This is a genomic window from Natrinema salifodinae, assembly GCF_900110455.1.
GTDB classification, from domain to species: domain Archaea; phylum Halobacteriota; class Halobacteria; order Halobacteriales; family Natrialbaceae; genus Natrinema; species Natrinema salifodinae.
This window is the reverse complement of sequence record NZ_FOIS01000001.1, coordinates 806,194-823,192: the sequence shown is the minus strand read 5'-3', so window position 1 is coordinate 823,192 and position 16,999 is coordinate 806,194. Positions and strand designations below refer to the sequence as shown.

The following is a 16,999-nucleotide window of genomic DNA, read 5'->3' as shown; positions in this document are numbered from 1 at the left end:
TAGTGGTGGCCCGATGCTTCCGCTCGTCGCGATAGCGCTCGCGCTCGTGATCGGCGTGGTGGTGCTCGAGTACGCCTCGTTTCGCGCGCTCGAACGGATTCCCTCGGTCGCCACCGAGGAGTTCCCCGAGATCGACCGGGAGTTGTTAGGGAAATTCAGCAGTTTCGATCCGGAACTGGGCTGGGTACCGCAGCCGAACCGGGAGAAACAGAAGGACACGGGCGATCACCTCCCCGGGGAAGAGGTCCGGACCACGGTCACGTACTCGACTGACGAGTACGCGAGCCGGATCTGTCCCGCCAAGGAGCGCGATCCCGACGCCGACCTCACGGTCTCGACCTACGGCGACTCCTACTGTTTCTGCCGGGAGGTCGACAACGACAAGACCTTCCAGAACTACCTGGCCCAGGAACTGGACACCCACGTCGCCAACTACGGCGGCGGCAACTACGGGCTCGACCAGGCACTGATGCGGCTCAAGCGCAAGTACCCCGAGGATCCGACCGACTACGTCTTCATGGTCGTCACGGCCTCGTCGATCGCGCGCATCTTGAGCGTCTGGAAACACTATCAGGAGTTCGGCAACATTCTGGCGGTCAAACCCCGGTACGTCCTCGAGGACGGCGACCTCGAGCGCGTCGAGAGCCCCGTCGACGAGAAGGAGGACCTGCTCGACCTCGAGTCGAAGGCGGCGTTCCTGCGCGAGTACGACTTCCACTACGAGCACTGGTTCAAGCCGCACTTCGCCTCGCGGCCCTATACGACGGACCTGTTCGACAAGCCCGAACACCTCCGGTACGCCGGCTATACCGCCGGAAAGGAGATCGAACGCAAATTCGAGCGCTCGATTCCGGGGATCGACTTCGATCTGGCCCAGACGCAGTCGGCCCTGCGGCTGGAACAACCCCGCGTGCGGTACCACGAGCGGCTGTTCGACACCCACGAGTACCTGTTCGACGCGCTCATCGAGGAGTTCGTCGACTACGCGGACGAACAGGACTTCGAGCCGGTGTTCGTGATGGTCCAGCAGCTCCGGTACGCGAAGTACGAGTCCGAGCACGGCCCAATCTACGGCGACCTGATGGATCGGCTCGACGAGCGGTACGACGACCTGACGACGATCGACATGGCGACCCACCTCTCGCCCGACGACGGCGACGTCGAGTCACTGTACGTCGAACGCGGGGAGGGCGGCCACTACAGCCCCGAGACCAACGCGGAAATTGCGACGGTGCTGACGGACGTCATTGAGGAGCGGGCAGTCGTGGAATGAATCCGGTCTATCTCGTCGCCGGACTCGTCTTGCTCGTCGGTGCGATCGTAGACATTCTCTGGACTACTCTCTGGGTCGACGGGGGTTCCGGTCCCATTTCCGGCCGACTCACGACCGCCGTCTGGCGCGGGCTTCGGGTCATGACTGGCGATCACAAGAAGGCGCTCAGCCTTGCCGGCCCGCTCATTCTCACGCTGACGCTCGCGACGTGGATCGGTCTCATCTGGATCGGCTGGACGTTCATCTTCGCCAGCTATCCGACCGCCCTCATCAGCACGCGCACCGGGGCCGTCGCGGACTGGTCGGGCCGGTTGTATTACGTCGCCTACACGATGTTCACGGACGGCAACGGTGACTACACCCCCATCGGCGACGTCTGGGAGATGGCTAGCGCGCTCACGACGGCCACGGGGATGGCGTTCGTCACGCTCGGCGTCTCCTACATCCTCACCGTCCTCGGGGCCGTCTCCGATAAACGCTCGTTCGCGAGTTCCGTCACGGGGCTGGGAGAGCGAAGCGAAGCCCTCGTCCGAACGGGCTGGACCGGGGAGGACTTTCAGGGGCTCGATCTCACCCTCGAGACGCTCGCAGCGGAACTGAGCCTGCTCGCCGAGCAACACAAGTCGTATCCGATCTTGCACTACTACCACAGCGAGCAGGGCGAGCGCGCCTCGGCCATGGCAGTTCCCATCTACGACGAAGCGCTCACGCTCTTTCTCCACGGCGTTCCGGACGACGACAGCCCGGACCCAGCGATCATCGAAAACGGCCGTTCGAGCGCACAGAGCTACCTCGAGACGCTCGACACCGCGTTTATCGATCCGGCCGAGGAGGTGCCGCCGCCACCCGATCTCGACCGACTCCGCGAGGACGACATCCCGACCGTCTCGGACGAGGAGTTCGCGGACGCCCTCGAGGACCTGACCGAACGCCGGCGACGGCTGCTCGGGGTCGTCCGCGGCGACGCCTGGGAGTGGCCGCCGGTCGAGGAGTGAGCGCGCTCGCCTCGCTCGCGACTCCGCTCCGAGCGAGACGGGTTCCGCTCGCGGCCCGGAATACCCCGGACCGTTCTTCATGGCGCTCCGGATCGAGTATGCTTCCATGGAGGAGTACGACTTTCTCGTCATCGGTTCCGGCTCCGGGCTGGACGTGGCGAACGTAGCGGCCAACCAGGGACAGTCGGTCGCGGTCGTCGAGAAGGGCCGGCTCGGGGGGACCTGTCTCAACCGCGGCTGTATCCCGTCGAAGAAGCTGCTGTACCACGCCGAGGTCGTGGAGACGATCGAGCGCGCCGACGAGTTCCACGTCGACGCGACGGTCAACGGCGTGAGGTTCGCCGATATCGTCCGCGAGGTGACCGAGGACGTCCACGGGAGTTCGGACTCGATCCGGCGCGGCCTGCGCTCGTCGGATCGGCACGACCTGTACCAGGCGGAGGGCCGATTCGTCGACGAGCGGACGCTCGAACTCTCCGGCGGCGGCCACGATGGCGAGCGCCTCCGGGCGGACACTGTTCTGGTCGCGGCGGGCACGCGGCCGGCGATCCCGCCGATCGAGGGCATCGAGGACGTGGGTTTCCTCACGAGTAAGGAAGCGCTCCAGTTGGAGACGCCGCCGGATCGCCTGGTGATCGTCGGTGGCGGGTACATCGCGGCCGAGTTGGCGCAGTTCTTCGGGACCTTCGGCAGCGACGTGTCGATCGTCGGCCGCCGGCCCCGCCTGCTCCCGGACGCCGACGAGGAGGTGGCCACGGCCCTCACCGAGCGGTACGCCGACCGGTTCGATCTCTACACGGGCTACGAGGCCACCGCCGTCTCGGGCGGCGACGGTGCGGGTTCGATCACGGTCGAAGCTCGGCCGTATCCCGACGCCGGCGCCGACGCAGCGAACGCTGACGCGGCGGACGGCACGGGGGACGGCGACGAACCCGTCACCGTCACCGGCGACGAACTGCTCGTCGCGGCCGGTCGGGTCCCGAACACGGACACGCTGAACGTTGCGGCCGCCGGCATCGAGACCGACGCGGACGGGTTCGTCGAGACCGACGAGTACCTCCGGACGACCGCTGATGGGGTCTGGGCGCTCGGCGATATCGTCGGCGAGTACCTGCTAAAACACAACGCCAACCACGAGGCCGAGACCGTCGCGCGCAACGTCTTCGGCGACGATCCCGAACCGGTCGACTACTCGGCGATGCCGTTCGCGGTGTTCGCCTCGCCGGAGGTCGCGGGCGTCGGACTCACCGAACGGGAACTGCGCGCCGCCAACCGCGAGTACGCCAAGCGCACCTACCGCTACGAGGAGACCGCCCGCGGCTCGGCGATGAAGGCCGAGGGGTTCGTCAAGCCGCTCATCGACCTCGACGGCGAGATCCTCGGCTGTCACATCATCGGCCCCGAGGCGTCGAACCTGATCGAGGAGGTCGTCGTCGCGATGACGGCCGGCTCCGGGACCGTACAGGACATCCGGCGGTCAGTCCACGTCCACCCCGCGCTCTCGGAGGTCGTCCAGCGGGCGTTCTCCGGCCAGTTCACCCTCGGCGGCGAGCACGATCACGGACGCGGGCACGGCCACGAGCATGACCACGATCACGCCGGTCACGATCACGGCCACTGACGCCTCGCCTGGCCCGCCGATCCGGATCGCCGATCGCCCGCCGATAACCGGCGCTCTCGAACGATCGGATCTGCGTGCCCCGTACACGACCGCAGTCGCCTTTTGTGATCCCGAGACCCAGTTGTAGTCGTCATGGTAAAGGCAGCCGTCGTCATTCTGGCAGGAACCGAATCGCACAGCGACACCGGCCGGCTCGTCAACGGGCTCGAAGCCGCGAGGGAGTTCGATGAGAACCCCGACGACGAGCTAGAGCTGATCTTCGACGGCGCCGGCACTCAGTGGATCCCGGAACTCGAGGACGAGGACCACGACTACCACGAACTCTACCAGTCGGTCAGCGACCAGGCGGCCGTCTGTGACTACTGCGCCAACGCCTTCGGGGTGGAAGACGCCGTCGGCACCACGGACGTCGTCACCGTCGACGAGAACGAGGGTCACCCGAGCATTCGTTCGCTGGTCGACGACGACTACGAGATCATCACGTTCTGAGTCGCGGTCGACGAGCCGACGGGAGACGGGCGAGAGCGGACGATGCATCACCGCGCGAAGCAAACCGCCCGCAGTCATCGCTGTAGATTCACTTTCACTCCGGTAGCGCACACCTTTTAGCCCCACCGTTAGTAAGGGAAGACGATGACGTCGTTCCAGTCGACACTCGGTGACGAGCCGGGGATCGCCGAGGAGCTGGCGGAGAGCCAGCAGTCGATCTCCATCGCCGAGTTCTTCGAGAAGAACAAGCACATGCTCGGCTTCGACAGCGGCGCTCGGGGCCTGGTCACGGCCGTCAAGGAGGCCGTCGACAACTCCCTGGACGCCGCCGAGGAAGCGGGCATTCTCCCGGATATCTACGTCGAGATTCAGGAAGCCGGCGACTACTACCGCCTGATCGTCGAGGACAACGGGCCCGGGTTGACGCGAGAATCGCTCCCGAAGGTCTTCGGGAAACTGCTCTACGGCTCTCGGTTCCACGCGCGCGAACAATCCCGCGGGCAGCAGGGGATCGGGATCTCCGCCGCCGTGCTCTACTCGCAGCTCACGAGCGGGAAACCCGCCAAGATCACCAGTCGAACCCAGGGATCGAGCGAGGCGGAGTACTTCGAACTGATCGTCGACACCGACGAGAACGAACCCGAGATCAGCGTCGAGGAGACGACCACCTGGGACCGCCCCCACGGGACGCGCATCGAACTCGAGATGGAGGCGAACATGCGCGCCCGCCAGCAGCTCCACGACTACATCAAGCACACGGCGGTCGTCAACCCCCACGCGCGCCTCGAACTGCGCGAACCGCAGGAACACTTCAAGTTCGAGCGCGCGACCGACCAGCTCCCCGAGGAGACCGAGGAGATCCGGCCCCACCCTCACGGCGTCGAACTCGGCACCGTGATGAAGATGCTGACGGCGACGGACTCCCAGACGATCTCGGGTTTCCTTCAGGAGGAGTTCACCCGCGTCGGCAAGAAGACCGCCGACTCGATCATCGACGAGTTCCGCGACCGCCACTACGGGCGCGAGATGCGCTGGAGTTCTCCGGCTGACTCGAGCGGGCATCGCCCGCGAGAGCGAGTCGACTTAGAAGCCGCCGTCGAGGCCGCGACGGCGAACAAGGGCCCCGAGGCCACGGCGGCCTTCGCTGCGGCCATCGCCGACGCCGTCGACGATTTCGACCGTATCGCCTACCACGAACTGCTCGCGGCCGTCGATTCGGCCGCCGAGACGGTCCAGACCGACCACGGAACGACGTTCGGCGACACCGTTCGCGAGAACGCCGTCGAAGCCGTCTGGCTCGAACTGATCGGCGCCGCCGAGCCAGGCCAGGCCGCGGCCGACGCCGAGAGCGAGGGAGAACGCGACGACCAGGCCGACGCCGAGAGCGATGCCGACACCCGCTCGCGACTCGTCGCCGACCTGTACGCACTCGCCGACCAGGCGACGAGCACCCGGAAGGACGACGCGGTGATCCGCGGGTTCGCCGACCGGCTCGCCGCCAAGTTCGAGGACGAACGCGACGCGGAGAACGTCCGCCACCGACTCACCCGGACGCAGCTGCGAGAGCACATCGATCGAGCCGCGGACCTCACCGAGGAGTACGACGACGTCTCCTTCGGCGAGACGGCCCGCGAAAACGTCGTCGAGGAAATCTGGGACGTGATGGCTACCGTGCCTGACGAGCCGCCGCTCGTCCGCGAACTCAACGGCGACCGCGACGCCACCAGCGACCTGGTCGACGCGATGCGCGGGACCGACATCATGGCGCCGCCGACGCGGTGTCTCTCCCCCATCTCCGAGGATCTCATCACCGCCGGCCTCGAGAAGGAGTTCGAGGCCGACTTCTACGCCTCCGCGACGCGGGACGCCGAGGTCCACGGCGGCGACCCGTTCATCGTCGAGGCCGGGATCGCCTACGGCGGCGAGATCGGGAGCGAGGGCAGCGTCGACGTCATGCGCTTTGCCAACCGCGTACCGCTGGTCTACCAGCGCGGCGCGTGTGCGACGACCGACGTCGTCAAGTCCATCGGCTGGCGCAACTACGGACTCGACCAGCCAGGCGGCTCCGGGCTGCCGAACGGCCCCGCCGTCATCATGATCCACGTCGCCTCGACGAACGTGCCCTTTACCAGCGAGTCCAAGGACGCGGTCGCGAACGTTCCGGAGATCGAAGACGAGATCGAACTCGCGATCCGCGAGGCCGCACGCGAACTCAAGAGCTTCCTCAACAAGCGCCGTTCGATGCAGAAGCGCCGGAAGAAGCAGAACGTCCTCGGGAAGATTCTCCCGGAGATGGCCGAGAAGGTCGCCGAGGTCACCGGCCGCGGGGAGCCCGACATCGACGACGCGATCGCCCGGATCATGAACAACGTGCTCGTCGAGCGCCGGGTCGAGGAGAACGGCGACGGGAAGGGCGTCTCCGTCGTCGTCGAGAACAACGCGAGCACCAGCGAGTCGCTGGAAGTGACCGACATCGTCTCGGCCGAGCCGACCGCCCTTTCGGACGGCGCGACGGTCGTCGAGATGGACGGCGAGTGGTTCGTCAAGTGGGAACCCGACGTCGGAAGCGGCGACGAGGCCGAACTCGAGTACGAGGTACCGGACGACGCGACGTTCGATCTGAACGTCAAAGGCGTCGAGAGCGAGAAACTCACGGTGACTGACCAATGAGCGCAGACGACACCCAGCAGGCCAGAGAGCAGCTGATCGATCTCGCGGCACAGTTCTACGACCAGTTCGAACTGGGCGAGATCCCGCACATGTCCGTGCCGACGCGGACGAAGAACAACATCGAGTACGACGAGGACAAGGACGTCTGGGTCTACGGCGACCGCGAGTCGACCCGATCGGCCAACTCCGTCCGCGGCGCGCGGAAGCTCCTGAAGGCGGTCTACACCATCGAGTTCCTCGCCGACCAGCTCGAGGAAGACCGCTCCTCGACCCTGCGTGAACTCTACTACCTCTCGGAGAGCTGGGACAACGAAGAAGCTCAGTTCAACGATCAGGACGAGTCGAACGGCCTCATCGAGGACTTAGAGATCGTCTCGGGAGTCACCCGCGAGGACTTCCACATGCGCCCCGAGGAGTCGGGCGCGACGATCATGGGACCGTTGCACCTCCGCGAGCAGACCCGCCGCGGCGAGCGCGAGATCCACTGCCAGGAGGACGTCGGCGAAGGGGGGTACCAGATTCCGAACAACCCCGACACGATCGAGTTTCTGGACACCGACGCCGACTTCATCCTCGCCGTCGAGACCGGTGGTATGCGCGACCGGCTCGTCGAGAACGGCTTCGACGACGAGTACAACGCCCTGATCGTCCACCTCAAGGGCCAGCCCGCACGCGCGACTCGCCGAATCACCAAGCGCCTCCACGACGAACTCGATCTCCCCGTCACCGTGTTTACGGACGGTGACCCGTGGTCGTACCGCATCTACGGCTCCGTCGCGTACGGCTCGATCAAGTCCGCCCACCTCTCGGAGTACCTGGCGACCCCCGAGGCGAAGTTCATCGGCATCCAGCCCGCCGACATCGTCGAGTACGAACTGCCGACCGACCCGCTCTCGGACTCGGACGTCAATGCCTTGGAGAGCGAACTCGAGGACCCGCGCTTCCAGACCGACTACTGGGAAGAGCAGATCGAACTCCAGCTCGACCTCGAGAAGAAGTCCGAACAGCAGTCGCTGGCGTCGCACGGCCTGGACTTCGTGACGGACACCTATCTTCCCGAACGACTCGACGAGATGGGCGTCCTCTGAGGACGGGGAGCGACCGCGAGCCGAAGTCGAGATTTTCGTTGGAAGTCGCGGCTGGCGAGACGCCTCCCAGCTGTAGCACCGTTTTGCGCCGGTCAGCAACAGGACCGCCGTCGAACGAGTCCGCACCGAAAAGCGAGTCGGAACCTACCCGATAAGGCCGAGTCGGACCGCCGCGCCCATCGCGCCGAAGACGAGCACGAGGACCAGGCTGACGACGTAGTAGGCGTGCCAGGCCCGCGAGGGCCGGAACGGCTCGGGGAGGTTCTTCTCGACGACGTACCAGTTCGCGGGGTAGAAGAAGATCTCCGTCACCGCGAGGAGCGCGGCGACGTAGAGCAACAGCGTGACGGGGACTTCGCCGAGCGCGACGACCATCGCGCTGCTGCCGACGACGACGCCGAGGACGACCAGTTTTCGGACGCGCTCGCTGTCGATGTCGTCGTTCTCGAGGGCCAGCGGCAGGATGTCGCCGGTGGCTCTCGCGGAGCCGTCCAGCAGGGTGATCACCGTCGAGTACAGGGCTGCGAACCCGCCGAGCAACATGGCGTAGTACGACCACTCGCCGAACGAGTCGCTCAGGATCGACCCGATCGCGAACGCCAGGTTGGCGTCCGTCGGCGGGTTCGGATAGAGGACGTTCGACGCGAGGACGACCATCGAGACGATCAGCAGGAAGCTGAAGGCGTAGCCGATGTTGAAGTCGCGGCGGCCGGTCTCGATCCAGGCCCGGATGTAGTCGTGGTGTTTCGGATCGTGGGGGTCCAGCCCCTTCTCCTCGAGTTCGCTCGCGCCGTCGCCTTTGGCCATGCTCCAACTGCCGATCAGGATGCTCGTGCTGAACCCGGTCGGCGCGAAGCCCGCGGCGGCCGCGAACAGCGCGACGAACGCCGGGTCAGTCAGGCCGGGCACCGCGAACATCGTCTCGGCGACGACCTCGCCCGAGGGCGGGCCGACGAGCGCGCCCAGCAGGACGAGCACGCCCAGCGCGACCGTGAAGCCGATCAGGGCCGTCTCGAGCAGGTCGTACCGCGAGACGACGACGAGCAACCCCGCGCCGCCGACGAAGACGACGTACGCCATGGTAGCGGTGAACCACTCGGGTGTCAGCGCGGCGGCGAACGCCGCGGTGTTCATCCCGACGCTGGCGGTGATGAACGTGTACATCCCCGTGAACACGAGGACCGTCACCCACAGCGCCCAGTTCTTCGGCCCGGGAAGCTGGTCGTAGGCCTCGATCGGGTTCGCGCCGGCGCCGTAGTTGTACCGGATGCCCAGCTCCCAGGCGCCGTACTTCGCGGCATAGATGAGCCCGAACATCCAGATCGCGACCAGGCCGAACGTCCCGCCGAGGGTGGGAGCCAGCACGATGTGGCTGCCGCCGATGCCGATCAGCGCCCACAGCATCGACGGGCCAAAGTGTTCCCTGAAGAAGCCGCGCCAGTTCCGTTCCGGGTACTCGAGCTCCGGCTCGGCGACCTTCGCCGGCTCACCGGCCATCGCGATCACCGAGCGCCCGCGTCGCGGTTTCGATCCCGGGGCGAGACGCCGCGGGTCGTGTCGTCAGTTCAACCATGGTAACAGTCCGCATCATCGATACCGGAGACTCTCCACCGGGCGCATATAACTTCGCTGATCGCCGTCGCCGCCCTGTGACTGCAGGTGCAACCGGTTCCCGTCTGCGAGGGTTCATTCGGGCTAGAACGGTGACATGGCTGACGACAACGACAGCGAACGGCCGTTGCACAGCGACCCGGACGAGGAGGCGATAGACGAGCCGACGACCTCCAGCGCCCAGGAGGCCGACGAAGGCGCCTGGATGATGAAAGAGGGGATCACGGTCGGCCTCGTTGCGATCGGCGCCATGGTCGTGCTCGCCATCGGCCTCCTACAGGGCACCGGCCTGGTCGACTTCTTCGCGCCGATCGCGGACACCGGACTCGGGCAGTGGGCCGCGTTCGGCGTCTTGATCTTCATCGCCCTCGCGGTGTTCGCCTGGTCGCGCGTGGGCGTCTGATCGGCGGCCGTCGGCTACTCGTCGAGGACGACCGGCACCCCGCGGCGCGCGACGTCGACGACGAACGCCTCGGAATCGATCTCGATCGCTTCGAAGGTGTCGTAGTGGACCGGCAGGACGAGATCGGGATCGAGCCGCTCGGCCAGGCGCGCCGCCTCGCGGCGGTCCATCGTGAACGTCCCGCCGATCGGCGGGAGGAGGAGGTCGGCGGCGACGTCGTCGTGCAGCGGGAGCGCGTCGGTGTCGCCGGGCCAGAACGCGGTGATGCCGTCGACGGTGACGCCGAAGCCACACCCCTTTCCTTCTGGGTGGTAGGGCTCCCCGTCCGCATCAGTGTGTGGCCCGTCGGGATCGTTGTACGCCGGCGTGGTAAACAGGTCCAGCGGTCCGAGGACGAACGACTCGTCCGCACGGACGCGCTCGACCTCGAACGGGAGGTCCTCGGGGCGCTCGTCGACCCGATCGATCTCGCTCGCGTCGATCGACTCGTGGACGACGACCAGCGCGTCATCGCGCGCTACCCGTCGGATCGAGTCGGGGTCGTAGTGGTCGGCGTGGGAGACGAGGATCAGGTCCCCGTCGCGGGGCTCGAGGCCATCCAGGACGCCGTACCGTTCCGGACCAGGGTCGGTGTAGATCACTGCGCCGGTCCGGCCCGCGAGGCGGACGGTCGCCAGGCCGAACCAGTCGACGGTTACCGCGTCGAAGCGGACGGTCATGTCGCGACTCTTTCTCGAGCGGGCCGAAAAGTGTACGCGTTCGGTTCTCGGGCTCGCGGTTGGGCGACGCTCTCGGGACTCGGATCTCGATTCCGCGGTCAGGGGCGGCGGATCGAGTGCTCGAGCGTGCCGACGCCCTCGACCTCGATCTCGACATCGTCGCCGTCCGAGAGCGGGCCGACGCCCTCGGGGGTGCCGGTCGCGATCACGTCGCCCGGTTCGAGGGTGAGGTAGGTCGTGATCTCGGCGATCAGCTCGGGGATCGAGAAGATGAGCTGCTCGCGGGAGCCGTCCTGTTTCAGCTCGCCGTTGACCCGCGATCGGACGGCCGCGTCCTCGGGGACCTCGTCGGGGGTCGCGAGCACCGGTCCCATGGGCGCGGCGCCGTCGAAGGCCTTCCCGCGGATCCAGTTCTGTTCCTGGCGCTGGTCGTCACGGTTTGAGACGTCGTTGACGCAGGTGAATCCCTCGACGACGTCCATCGCATCGTCTTCCGGAACGTGGCGGCACTGCTCGCCGATGACGACGCCGAGTTCGGCCTCGTGGTCGATCCGGTCCTTGCCGGCGGGCGCGGTGACGGTGTCGCCGTGGCTCGCGACCGCGTTCGGTCCCTTCAGGAAGAGCATCGGGCGGTCCGGGAGATCGGAGCCCATCTCGTCGGCGTGGTCGGCGTAGTTGCGGCCGATACAGACGATCTTCGTCGGCTCGGATGGCGGCAGAACGTCGATCTCGTCGCTCTCGAGCGCGTAGCTCTCGTTCGCGAAGTGCACGGTACCGTTCTCGTACTCGCCGCGGCGGACCGCGCCGGCGGGATCGCGGAAGCGAACGTATCTCATGCTCGGTGGATGGTGACATGGGGTAAAAAGTATTGAGAAGTCGGACAAAACGGGGGCGAATCGACAGGCTCCGCAACGACCGCGACACGGACTGGAACGGATGAGTCGACGGTCAGGCGACCCAGAAGCGAGTCACCGGACGGAGAGAGACCGATCGACTACACGTACTCCTCGAGTTCCGCGTAGGCCTCGCGGGCCGCCCGATCGGGTTCGTCGGGATAGGTGTAGAGCTCCAGCGTCGCGAATCCGTCGTAGCCGATATCGTCGAGCGCGTCGAAGATCCCCCGGAAGTCTAGATCGCCCTCGCCGGGAATCCGGTGGTAGTGTTTCCCGCGACGGCCGCCGACGATGTCCTCGAGGTGGAGCCCCGTGATGGAGCCGGCGCTGGCTCGGATGCTCTCCGGGACGTCCTCGCCGTAGACGGCCGCGTGCCCGACGTCCAGATTGATTCCCAGCGAGTCCCGATCCAGTTCGTCGATCAGGTCGAGCGCCTCCTCGGTATTCTCGATCAGCAACTCGGGTTCGAACTCGATGCCGACCTCGACGTCGCGCTCCTCGGCGTAGTCGAGGATCTCGGACAGCGACTCATGAAGGTACTCGCGGGCCACCTCGGGCGGAGTTCCCGGTAGCGGACGCCCGGTCGCCAGGCAGACCGCCGGCGCGTCGACAGTCTCGGCGAGGTCGATCGCCCGCCTGGTGTAGTCGACGCGCCACTCTCGGGCCGCGTCGTCGGCCCGAATAACGCTCGGCTCGAAGAACGACGACGGTGGCGCGTCGTCGTAGTAGCCCATCGCGGTGTTGGCGTTGATGTTCGAGACGGCCAGGCCGGTGTCCGCGAGGGCGTCGAGAAGCGTCCGGCGGTCCGCGTCGCCGAACGCGGGAAAGTAGGCGTGGGGCTCGTCGCCGAGCAGTTCGGCGCCGGCGTAGCCACGGTCGGCGATCCGACGCACGGCTTCGGACAGCTCGTATTCCGTGTACGCGTTCGTCGAGAAGGCGAGTTCCACCATCGATCTGGCCGTCGTACGCCGAACGACCACTAATTCGTTGGCCCTCACACTGCGCGATGCGCTCCGAACCGGCTCGTTTCCGCGGGAACCGCCATCGGCTCCGTCGCGAAAGATCAGGTCACGTCGAAGACCCGCGAGAGACCCGCCGCCGGGACGAGGAAGGCTCCCGCGGCGATCCCCCAACCGATACCGGCAGCGGCGGCGACGGCCGCGTCGAATAGGATGAGTCCCAAGACGCACGCGCCGACTGCCGGGCCGACGGTGGCCGGGATCGGGTCGGCGTAAGCAGCCCGCAGGGGCCGTCCGACCCACCAGCAGAACGCGACGGCGAACGCGAGCGCGACCCCGGCCGCTCCCGGCGCCGGGTCGACGGCCGCGAGGTACCAGGCGAGTCCGCCGACCGCCGCGACCGATCCGACGGCGGCGACCGTCACGGCGCCCCGGTTGCCGCCGTCGGTCTCCCGCGCGGCCATGAACGTGACGGCGGCGATGTAGACGATGACGATCGCGGGAACCGCGAGCGCGACGGGCGGCAACTCGAGGACCGCCGCGCCCGCCGCGGTCGTCCCCAGAACGACGTTCAGCCCGCGGGTCGCGCCCATCGTCAGGAACCCGGCCGCCGTCCCCTTCAGGAGCCCGTCGTAGCAGCCGATCGCGACGGCGACCAGGCCGGCGGCGACGGCCGCCGGGACGCCCGCGACGGCGAACGCGACGCCGACGGCGACGAGCAACAACCCGACTCCGAGGGCGAAGGCGGTTTGCCGGGGAATGCGGCCGGACGGGATCGGTCGCTCCGGTCGTTCCCGCGCATCGACGGGTGCGTCGAACGCGTCGTTGAGCGTCGTGCCGCCGGCGTAAAGGAGCACGGAGGCGACCGCCAGGCCGGCGACGCTGGTGACGGAAATCGAGCGCGGGAGGGCCGAGTCGGCGTCGGCGGCGACCAGCGAGGCGCCGAGGAGCACGTCCGGCGGGGCGGTAAAGAGGTTCGGGACGCGGATCAGGTCCGCGTACGCGCCGGCTGTGGCTCGGAGTCCGGCGTCGGAATCGAGGGCCGCGTCGTCGGCCGTATTCGCGTCCGCGTCCCCGTTCCCGCCGGCTCCCGACCGGACGCCGCCGGCCACCCTACGCCCACCCGTGTTCTTCGAGGTAGTCCATCGCCGCCCGCGCGGTCTCGATCGGCGCCTCCTCGTAGGGGTAGAGTTCGACGGTGACGAACCCGTCGTAGTTCCGGGCCTCGAGTTCGCTCAGGAACGCGTCGATGTCCATCGCGCCATCGCCGAGCTGTGTGTGTTCGTGGCTCCGATCGGCCGGGATGTCCTCGAGGTGGTAGTGTTCCGTGTGGTCCCAGAGCGGTTCGACCAGTTCGGCCGGGTCCTCGCCGACGGCATAGAAGTGGCCGGCGTCGAAGTTGCACTTCACGCGCTCGGAGTCGACGCGCTCAAGCAGTGCGAGGAACTCGTCGGCGGTCTCGATCAGCAGGTCGGGTTCGGGCTCGACGAGCAGGTCGACGCTGAGCTCCTCGGCCGTCGGGATGACTTCTTCGAGGCTGTCGACGAAGGTGTCTATCGCCCACTCGCGGGACTTGCCCTCGGGGATCGGGCCGCCTGGTTCGATCGAGATGTAATCGTGGCCGAGGTCGGCCGCGGTCTCGAGCGCCGCGAGGGTGTAGTCGACGCGTCGTTGCCGGTACTCCTCGTCAGGTTCGATGTAGGAGGGGTGGTGAAAGCCCTCGATCGCGGTCAGCATGAACGCGTTGGCGTTGCTGATCGCGATCCCGTGGCGCTCGAGGACGTCCGAGACACGCTCGCGTTCCTCGTCGGTCGCGTTGGGCGGATAGAGATGGGGCTCGTCGAGGAGGAGTTCGACGCCGTCGTAACCCGCGTCGGCGACGGCCTCGATGGCGTCCTCGAGTTGGTACTCTCGGAAGGCGTTGGTGGAGAATCCGAACTGCATCGTCAGGCCTCGTAGTCGAAGTTCGGCGACTGGTCGAAGAACTCGTAGGGATTCTCGAAGACGACTTTCCGGACCGCCTCACGGTCCCAGCCGCGGTCGAGCATCTCGTCGCGGGCCTTCGGCACCGCAAGCGGGTCCGAGGGATCCCAGTCGGCGGCGCTGTTGAAGATCATGTTGTCGGTGCCGTACTCCTCTAAGAGGTCGATCGCCGCCTCGGCCTCGATCTTCCCGGGGTAGAGGGTGAAGCCGATCCAGCAGTCGGTCCGCGTCGAGATATCGATCGTGTTCTCGGTGTTGTGGTCGATGATGATCCGCTCCTGGGTGACGCCCGTTTCCTCGATGATCTCGACGATGCGCTCGGTCCCCGACGGCTTGTCCGTGTGGGGCGTGTGGACGATCACGGGTAGCTCGCGGTCCTCCGCGATCTCGAGCTGGCGGCGGAAGGCCCACTCCTCGTCGTCGGTGACCTGATCGAAGCCGATCTCGCCGACGCCGACGACCGGGTCGCGATCGAGGTACTCCGGGAGCCGGTCGACGACCTCCTCGGCCATGTCGCGGTAGTTGGCCTCCTTCGGTTCGAGGCCGATCGTGACGTAGTGGTCCATCCCGGCCGCGCGCTCGGCGCGGTCGGTCTCGTGGTCGATTATCTGCTCGAAGTAGTCGAAGAACGATCCCGCGTGGCGCTTGTCCTGGCCGCTCCAGAACGCGGGCTCGATACAGCACTCGATGCCCGCACGTCGCGCTCGCCGATAGTCTTCGGCCGAGCGCGAGATCATGTGCATGTGAGGATCGATAATTCGCATAGTGGCCGACCCACCGGCAGCGGGCTTGGGGGTGCCGGTCGTTCGACAGGCAAACGTGTCATTGAAAGCGGGGGTGAGGGCAGTTCCGACCGCGGAATACGGTGTTATACTCCGTTGTGAGGGGGCAATACGGCTTTACTTCCGCTACGCGAGTCATAACGAAACCCGTCCGGTCACGACTCACGCTGGAATGACTCGTATCGACCGCGCGACGAGAGTGGCGCGTCCGCCGCCGGCCGAGCCCGACGGCCTCGGCGGACGAACCGCGCCGAAGTCTCACCACGGCGGCCCGGCCAGGCGGGCTGATTCCCGATGAACCGGGAGACCGAGCGCGAGGCCGACCGGCGGACCGGCGTCTGGCTCATCGGCGCCCGGGGGAACGTCGCGACGATGGCGATCGTCGGCGCCCGCGCCATCGCGCGGGGCGTAACCGGTGAGACCGGCATGGTCACGGCCCGGGAACCGGTCGCGAGCCTCGACCTCCCGCCGGTCGACGGCTTCGTCTTCGGCGGCCACGACATCGCACCGGAATCGCTCGTCGACCGGGCCGAGCGCCAGCGCGACCGCAACGGCGTCCCCGACGGCGAGACCCTCGACGCCGTCCGGGAGGATCTGGCCGAGATCGACGAGCGGATCGAAGTCGGGACGGCGGTCAACTGCGGGGCCGCCGTCTCAGCGGACAGCGAGCAAGTGGACGAGAGCCTGGCGATCCGGGACGTCGTCAACCTGATCCGCGACGACTACGAGCGGTTCCGCGAGCGCCGCGACCTCGATCGGCTCGTGGTCGTCAACGTCGCCTCGACGGAGCCCGAGTTAGCGGACCCGGAACGGTACGACACCCGCGACGCGCTCGAACGCGCGATCGACGAGGACGACCGCGATCTGCCGGCCAGCGTCCTCTACGCCTCCGCCGCGATGACGGCCGGCCACCCGTTCGTCAACTTCACGCCGAGTACCGGCAATGCGCTCGGCGGCCTGCGCGAACTCGCCGTCGAGGAGTCGGTCCCGCACACGGGCCGGGACGCGAAGACCGGCGAGACGCTCGTCAAGTCGGCGCTCGCGCCCATGTTCGCCGGCCGAAACCTGCACGTCATGAGCTGGGAGGGGCACAACATCCTCGGCAACGAGGACGGGCTCGTGCTCGAGGACGAGGAAAACGCCGCGGGCAAGCTCGCGAGCAAGGGCGACGTGCTCGACTCGATCCTCCCCGACATCGGCCACAGCCGGGTCCGGATCGACTACACGCCCTCGTTGGCCGACTGGAAGACCGCGTGGGACTACGTCCATTTCCGGGGCTTTCTGAACACCGAGATGAAGATGCAGTTCACCTGGGAGGGTTCGGACTCCGCGCTGGCCGCGCCGCTCGTGCTCGACCTCGTGCGGCTGATCGCTCACGCCGACGAGCACGGTTCGGGCGGACTCCAGCCGCAGCTGGCCTCGTTCTTCAAGGCCCCGCTCGGGGTCGACGAGCACGACTTCTCCCGACAGTTGGATCGCCTGTACGACTACGCCGACCGACACAGCTGACTCT

The 16,999-nt window shown here is 67.1% G+C and carries 15 protein-coding genes; 8 read left to right on the top strand and 7 right to left on the bottom strand.

Annotated features, from left to right (window positions below; all coding sequences use genetic code 11):
• Positions 1 to 13: 13 nt before the first annotated feature.
• From BMY29_RS03815 to BMY29_RS03790, 6 genes are all read left to right on the top strand, one after another.
• Positions 14 to 1,273 carry a hypothetical protein gene (locus BMY29_RS03815; RefSeq protein WP_049989300.1) on the top strand — a complete coding sequence of 420 codons (1,260 nt, stop codon included), beginning with the start codon at positions 14 to 16 and terminating at the stop codon, positions 1,271 to 1,273.
• The gene (locus BMY29_RS03810) at positions 1,270 to 2,268 is read left to right on the top strand and encodes a potassium channel family protein (RefSeq protein ID WP_049989299.1); all 999 of its coding nucleotides are present in this window, start codon (positions 1,270 to 1,272) and stop codon (positions 2,266 to 2,268) included. The genes BMY29_RS03815 and BMY29_RS03810 overlap by 4 nt, the downstream gene beginning before the upstream one ends.
• A gap of 106 nt (positions 2,269 to 2,374) precedes the next feature.
• Complete coding sequence (locus tag BMY29_RS03805) at positions 2,375 to 3,889, top strand: dihydrolipoyl dehydrogenase (protein ID WP_049989346.1); 1,515 nt, start codon at positions 2,375 to 2,377, stop codon at positions 3,887 to 3,889.
• A gap of 132 nt (positions 3,890 to 4,021) precedes the next feature.
• A complete protein-coding gene (locus BMY29_RS03800) occupies positions 4,022 to 4,378 on the top strand; it encodes a DsrE family protein (protein ID WP_049989298.1) in 357 nt (118 codons plus the stop codon).
• A 144-nt stretch (positions 4,379 to 4,522) separates the two neighbouring features.
• Complete coding sequence (locus BMY29_RS03795) at positions 4,523 to 7,048, top strand: DNA topoisomerase VI subunit B (RefSeq protein WP_049989297.1); 2,526 nt, start codon at positions 4,523 to 4,525, stop codon at positions 7,046 to 7,048.
• Entirely contained in the window at positions 7,045 to 8,136 is a 1,092-nt protein-coding gene (locus BMY29_RS03790) for a DNA topoisomerase IV subunit A (protein ID WP_049989296.1), read from the top strand. The genes BMY29_RS03795 and BMY29_RS03790 overlap by 4 nt, the downstream gene beginning before the upstream one ends.
• Before the next feature lie 144 nt (positions 8,137 to 8,280).
• Here the strand turns inward: BMY29_RS03790 and BMY29_RS03785 are convergent, their stop codons facing one another.
• Complete coding sequence (locus BMY29_RS03785) at positions 8,281 to 9,633, bottom strand: Nramp family divalent metal transporter (protein WP_049989295.1); 1,353 nt, start codon at positions 9,631 to 9,633, stop codon at positions 8,281 to 8,283.
• 211 nt (positions 9,634 to 9,844) lie between these two features.
• On the opposite strand from BMY29_RS03785, the gene BMY29_RS03780 reads away from it, so the two are divergent.
• Positions 9,845 to 10,150, top strand: coding sequence for a hypothetical protein (locus tag BMY29_RS03780; protein ID WP_049989294.1), 306 nt, complete (start codon positions 9,845 to 9,847; stop codon positions 10,148 to 10,150).
• 14 nt (positions 10,151 to 10,164) lie between these two features.
• On the opposite strand, the gene BMY29_RS03775 is transcribed toward BMY29_RS03780, so the two are convergent.
• From BMY29_RS03775 to BMY29_RS03750, 6 genes are all read right to left on the bottom strand, one after another.
• Positions 10,165 to 10,869, bottom strand: coding sequence for an MBL fold metallo-hydrolase (locus tag BMY29_RS03775; RefSeq protein WP_049989293.1), 705 nt, complete (start codon positions 10,867 to 10,869; stop codon positions 10,165 to 10,167).
• Between the two features lie 98 nt (positions 10,870 to 10,967).
• Complete coding sequence (locus tag BMY29_RS03770; RefSeq protein ID WP_049989292.1) at positions 10,968 to 11,705, bottom strand: fumarylacetoacetate hydrolase family protein; 738 nt, start codon at positions 11,703 to 11,705, stop codon at positions 10,968 to 10,970.
• A gap of 158 nt (positions 11,706 to 11,863) precedes the next feature.
• Positions 11,864 to 12,712 carry a sugar phosphate isomerase/epimerase family protein gene (locus tag BMY29_RS03765; protein WP_049989291.1) on the bottom strand — a complete coding sequence of 283 codons (849 nt, stop codon included), beginning with the start codon at positions 12,710 to 12,712 and terminating at the stop codon, positions 11,864 to 11,866.
• A gap of 113 nt (positions 12,713 to 12,825) precedes the next feature.
• Positions 12,826 to 13,833, bottom strand: coding sequence for a UbiA family prenyltransferase (locus BMY29_RS03760; RefSeq protein WP_049989290.1), 1,008 nt, complete (start codon positions 13,831 to 13,833; stop codon positions 12,826 to 12,828).
• A gap of 1 nt (position 13,834) precedes the next feature.
• Positions 13,835 to 14,665 (bottom strand): sugar phosphate isomerase/epimerase family protein, encoded by an 831-nt coding sequence (locus BMY29_RS03755; protein WP_049989289.1) that lies wholly within the window; start codon positions 14,663 to 14,665, stop codon positions 13,835 to 13,837.
• A 2-nt stretch (positions 14,666 to 14,667) separates the two neighbouring features.
• Positions 14,668 to 15,468: a TatD family hydrolase gene (locus BMY29_RS03750; protein WP_049989288.1), complete on the bottom strand. Its 801-nt coding sequence runs from the start codon at positions 15,466 to 15,468 to the stop codon at positions 14,668 to 14,670.
• A 312-nt stretch (positions 15,469 to 15,780) separates the two neighbouring features.
• Here BMY29_RS03750 and BMY29_RS03745 point away from each other — a divergent pair, with 312 nt between their 5' ends.
• Complete coding sequence (locus BMY29_RS03745; RefSeq protein WP_049989287.1) at positions 15,781 to 16,995, top strand: inositol-3-phosphate synthase; 1,215 nt, start codon at positions 15,781 to 15,783, stop codon at positions 16,993 to 16,995.
• Positions 16,996 to 16,999 lie beyond the last annotated feature (4 nt).